This window comes from Bacteroidia bacterium, from assembly GCA_025056095.1.
In the GTDB taxonomy this organism is placed as follows: Bacteria; Bacteroidota; Bacteroidia; order JANWVE01; family JANWVE01; genus JANWVE01.
This window is the reverse complement of record JANWVW010000220.1, coordinates 1-4,718: the sequence shown is the minus strand read 5'-3', so window position 1 is coordinate 4,718 and position 4,718 is coordinate 1. Positions and strand designations below refer to the sequence as shown.

Here is a 4,718-nt window from a genome sequence, read left to right as displayed (position 1 = left end):
GTAGCCCGTAGCACGCCGACCTTGTGGGCATGAGCGCAAGCGAAACGCCCACAAGGGCACGCCCAAAAAATTAAAAATTAACTTTTGCACTACTATGCTCTGTGTAAAAAGAACATAATAGCAATCACTTGTTCCAAACATAGATTGAAAAACCTTAAACAAGATAGAGCAAAAGTTGTAATATCATTTTTTAAGGTTAAATTTGCAATTTTGTACGAAGTTTGTTTGTTTTGTTTTTTGAATTCAGGATTACCGTAAAGTATGCAAAATATAGAATTGCAGTTTGGCTATAAATATGCGGACTTATACAACCCGCAGCGGCTACAAGACTTGCTACATACGTTTTATCAATTTTTAGAGCAAGAAAACAAAGAAATATATTCAGACTTTATTGCATACACCAGAAGAGAGAGAGAGTTTAATCCTGTTGAAGAAGGAAATCTGTTAGTAGCTACGGCACCATATTTAAGCAAGTTTATTGCTAAGCTTTTTAACATTGAAAAAGAAGCAGGATACTACGTAGAACGTGCCCAGGAAACAAAAATTATATTCCAGTTCAAGAAGGAATTCATGGGCAAAAAGTACCATAAAAACTTTGACACTTCTCAAGCTGCATCTTGGGAGCTCAACACGTTAACGCATAAAGTAAGCGAAATGATAGGTAATCAACCTATCACCGAGCAGAGAATTGCTCAACTTGGGATGCAGCTCATTCAAGAGGAAAAAAATAATGTACCCGATGCAAAAGAAAAGATACAAACTTTACTACAATGGCTTTACAAAGCTAAAAATACACCTCTTACTCAAGGATGGGTCTCTTATCGTGTGCCCCATAAGTTGAACTTTGAACAGTTAGTAGAGTTGGAAGTTCGCACAGAAAACACTATTCCTGTTTTTTACGGACCACAGAAATACAGGCGCAGGCGCGATGGCTTCAAATTGACAGACAGGCGTATGTCCATGTTAGAAATTGATGCTGAAACCGACTATTGCATGACCTGCCATGAAAGAGAAAAAGACTCATGCAGCAAAGGTCTTCGTAACAAAGAAAAACAAATAGAACGCAATCCATTAGGCATAAAACTCAATGGCTGCCCGCTAGATGTCCGAATATCTGAGTTCCAGGCAGTACGAAACATAGGGCATAGCATAGGGGCATTAGCAATTATCATGATAGATAACGCCACCGTAGCAGGTACAGGGCATAGAATCTGCAATGACTGCATGAAGTCCTGTATTTATCAAAAACAAGAACCTGTCAATATTCCCCAAAATGAAACCGCTTGTCTTTGGGAAACCCTTCAATTGCCCTATGGATTTGAGATATTCTGCTTATTACAAAAGTGGAATCCACTCAACCGTGATTGTCCCGTAGAAAAGCCGTATAATGGAAAGAAAGTATTAGTAGTGGGCTTAGGTCCCGCAGGCTATACCTTGACGCACTACTTGCTAAGAGAAGGTTTCGGAGTGGTAGGTATAGACGGCTTAAAACTTGAACCTTGGTCAAAAGAGTTAGTTGGCGATGTAGCTAATGGAATTTTACCTAAACCCATCAAAGATATCAAGGAGCTGATTAAAGAAACAGATGAGCGGATTATCGTCGGATTTGGAGGAGTTTCTGAGTACGGAATTACAGTACGTTGGGATAAAAATTTCTTGAACTTAACTTACCTTGCTTTATCTCGTAGGAACCATGTTCGTTTCTATGGCGGAGTACGTTTTGGAGGAACTCTCACGGTAGAAGAAGCTTTTGACTTAGGCTTTGACCATGTAGCTTTAGCCACAGGAGCAGGCAAACCTACGATTATCAACATTAAAAACAACCTTTCAAGAGGTATTCGCAAAGCCAGCGATTTTCTGATGAACCTGCAGCTTAGCGGAGCAGCTAAAAAAGACTCTATGGCTAACTTGCAAGTCCGCCTACCTGCTATTGTTATTGGTGGAGGTCTTACTGCCATAGACACTAGTACAGAAGTAGCTGCTTACTATCCTATTCAGGTAGAAAAGGTATATAATCGTTACAAGAGATTGATAGAGCTCTACGGTGAAGAGTTTGTTCTTTCTCAATTTCAAGGTGAAGACAGGATTATTTTGCAAGAATTTTTAGAGCACGGTAAAATTATCGCAGAGGAAAGAGAGCGCGCCTACAAAGCAGGAGAAACCCCAGATTTTGCTAGTTGGGTACAACGCTGGGGGGGTGTAAAAATGTGTTATCGTAAGAGATTGGTAGACTCACCTGCTTACCGCTTGAACCACGAGGAAATTCACAAAGCTTTAGAAGAAGGTATCGGTATTGTAGAGAAAGTTAATCCTGTAGAAGCAGTAAAAGATGAATACGGTGCTATCTCTGCAATAATCATGGAAAAAACGGAGATGCTGCCCGATGGTAAGTGGATAAATACAGGAGAATACGTAACTCTACCTTGTCGGTCTTTATTTGTTGCCGCAGGAACTTCACCGAACACTGTCTACAACAAAGAGCACAAAGGCACTTTTGAGATTAACCCTAAAAATGGCTACTTCAAAAAGCATAAAATAGTTTATGATTTAGAAGGAAATCCCAAACTTTTACCTGCGGAAGACCATGAAAAAGCTTGCTTTACATCATTTAGTTACAAAGGAAAGTTTGTTTCGTTTTATGGAGATAACCACCCTGATTACCATGGCAACGTTGTCAAAGCAATGGCATCTGCCAAAGACTTTTACAAAGATGTAGTACGTGTGCTTACGCACAAACAAAATTTAAATGGGGACACCAAAGAATGGAATGATTTTGCAAGTAAATTAGATGACCTGCTTATTGCTGAAGTAGTAGATGTAGTTCGCTTAACGCCTACTATTGTAGAAGTTATTGTCAAAGCACCCTTAGCGGCACGCAAGTTTGAACCTGGTCAGTTCTATCGTTTGCAAAACTTTGAAACTACTGCGGCAGTAATTGAAGGTACAAAATTAGTTACAGAAGGATTAGCACTCACAGGTGCATGGGTAGACAAAGAAAAAGGATGGCTCTCTACTATTGCATTAGAAATGGGCAGCAGTTCACGCATGTTGGCTACACTTAAAAAAGGCGAACGCATCATACTCATGGGACCCACAGGAGAACCCACATACATTCCTGAAAATCAAAATATACTTTTATTAGGAGGGGGCTTAGGTAATGCTGTCCATTTCTCTATTGCCAAAGCCATGAAAGAAAAAGGAAACAGAGTTCTTTACTTTGCAGGATACAAAAGTTCTGCTGACGTGTTCAAAAGAGATGAAATAGAAAGATACACTGATGTCGTAGTCTGGTCAAACGATGTAGGAGAACCTATTCAACCTCGTAGAAAACAAGATAAAACTTTTAAGGGCAATATTATTCAGGCTATGATGGCTTATCACAAGGGCGAACTTGGCGAGACACCAATCAAGCTCACTGAAATAGACCGTATTATTGCCATAGGTTCAGACAGGATGATGAACGCAGTTAAGCAAGCAAGGCACACTATATTCAAAGATATCTTCAAACCTGACCACGTAGCTATTGGTAGCATTAACTCTCCTATGCAATGTATGATGAAAGAAATTTGCGCCCAATGCTTGTGCAAGCATGTAGACCCAGTTACAGGCAAAGAGGTTGAACCTGTTTTCTCATGCTTCAATCAAGACCAAGAGTTAGACAGAGTAGATTTTGCCAACCTCAGCGAACGCTTAGCAGCTAATTCTGTTTTAGAAAAGCTTTCTAATTTATGGCTTACGCACTTGTACAAACAAGCAGAAAAGTCTAAAACGCCTGAATCTCAAATCGTCTTAGTCTAATACATTTGTTTTTAGCTTTTGATGATAATAGCACCTTCTATTCTATCTGCTGATTTTAGCAAACTAGCAGATGAGGTAACTATGCTCAACGATTCCGTCTGTGATTGGATTCACTGCGACATCATGGATGGAGTTTTTGTACCCAACCTTTCTTTTGGAATTCCTGTATTGCAAAGTATTAAAAAGCACGCCAAAAAACCCTTAGATGTGCATTTAATGATAGTGCAACCCGAGCGATATTTAGAAACCTTCAAAGATGCAGGTGCAGATATATTGACCGTACATTTGGAAGCTAGCATCCATTTACACAGAACTTTATCTGAAATTAAGAAACTAGGTCTACAAGCAGGTGTAGCAATTAACCCGCACACTTCGGTAGAGCAAGTTTATGAGGTATTGTATTTAGTAGATGTAGTTTGTCTTATGTCGGTCAATCCTGGTTTTGGAGGTCAGCAGTTTATAGAGCACACTTTCAAAAAGATAGAAAAACTTAAAAATACAATTCTACAAACCCACTCAAATGCACTTATTGAAGTAGATGGCGGAGTTAACCTTGAAAATGCAGAATTGCTTAAAAAAGCAGGGGCAGATGTACTAGTAGCAGGAAATTTTGTCTTTGCTTCTTCCAATCCGAAAGAAATGATTGCTTTGCTTAAAGCAGTGTGAACAGATAGCTTACTCTGACTATCTCACTTACGTCTAAATAACGCCAAGCTATTGAAGTTAGCTTACCACTTGGAATGAGCCTTCATGGGGCAGCTCGGTCAAGGTTACGATACAAGTGGATAATAACTAACAGCCCTTGCCAGAGCTGCTTTTAGATATTTTTAAAAATTTTTAATTTTTTGGGCGTGTCCTTGCCCATACTTCGCTGCGCTTGTATGGGCAAGGTCGGCGTGCTACGGGCTACGCGTTCGCTT

2 protein-coding genes are annotated in these 4,718 nt (G+C 39.7%); both read left to right on the top strand.

From position 1 onward, the window contains the following. The first annotated feature begins 261 nt into the window (after nt 1–261). Complete coding sequence (locus NZ519_12285; protein MCS7029532.1) at nt 262–3,798, top strand: FAD-dependent oxidoreductase; 3,537 nt, start codon at nt 262–264, stop codon at nt 3,796–3,798. Nucleotides 3,799–3,819: 21 nt separating this feature from the next. Beyond that, nucleotides 3,820–4,464 carry a ribulose-phosphate 3-epimerase gene (gene rpe, locus NZ519_12280; protein ID MCS7029531.1) on the top strand — a complete coding sequence of 215 codons (645 nt, stop codon included), beginning with the start codon at nt 3,820–3,822 and terminating at the stop codon, nt 4,462–4,464. Nucleotides 4,465–4,718 lie beyond the last annotated feature (254 nt).

What these genes read in the sequence shown, in the direction of transcription:
- rpe (MCS7029531.1), top strand. Translation starts at nt 3,820, where the DNA reads ATGATAATAGCACCTTCTATTCTATCTGCTGATTTTAGCAAACTAGCA.
- NZ519_12285 (MCS7029532.1), top strand. Translation starts at nt 262, where the DNA reads ATGCAAAATATAGAATTGCAGTTTGGCTATAAATATGCGGACTTATAC.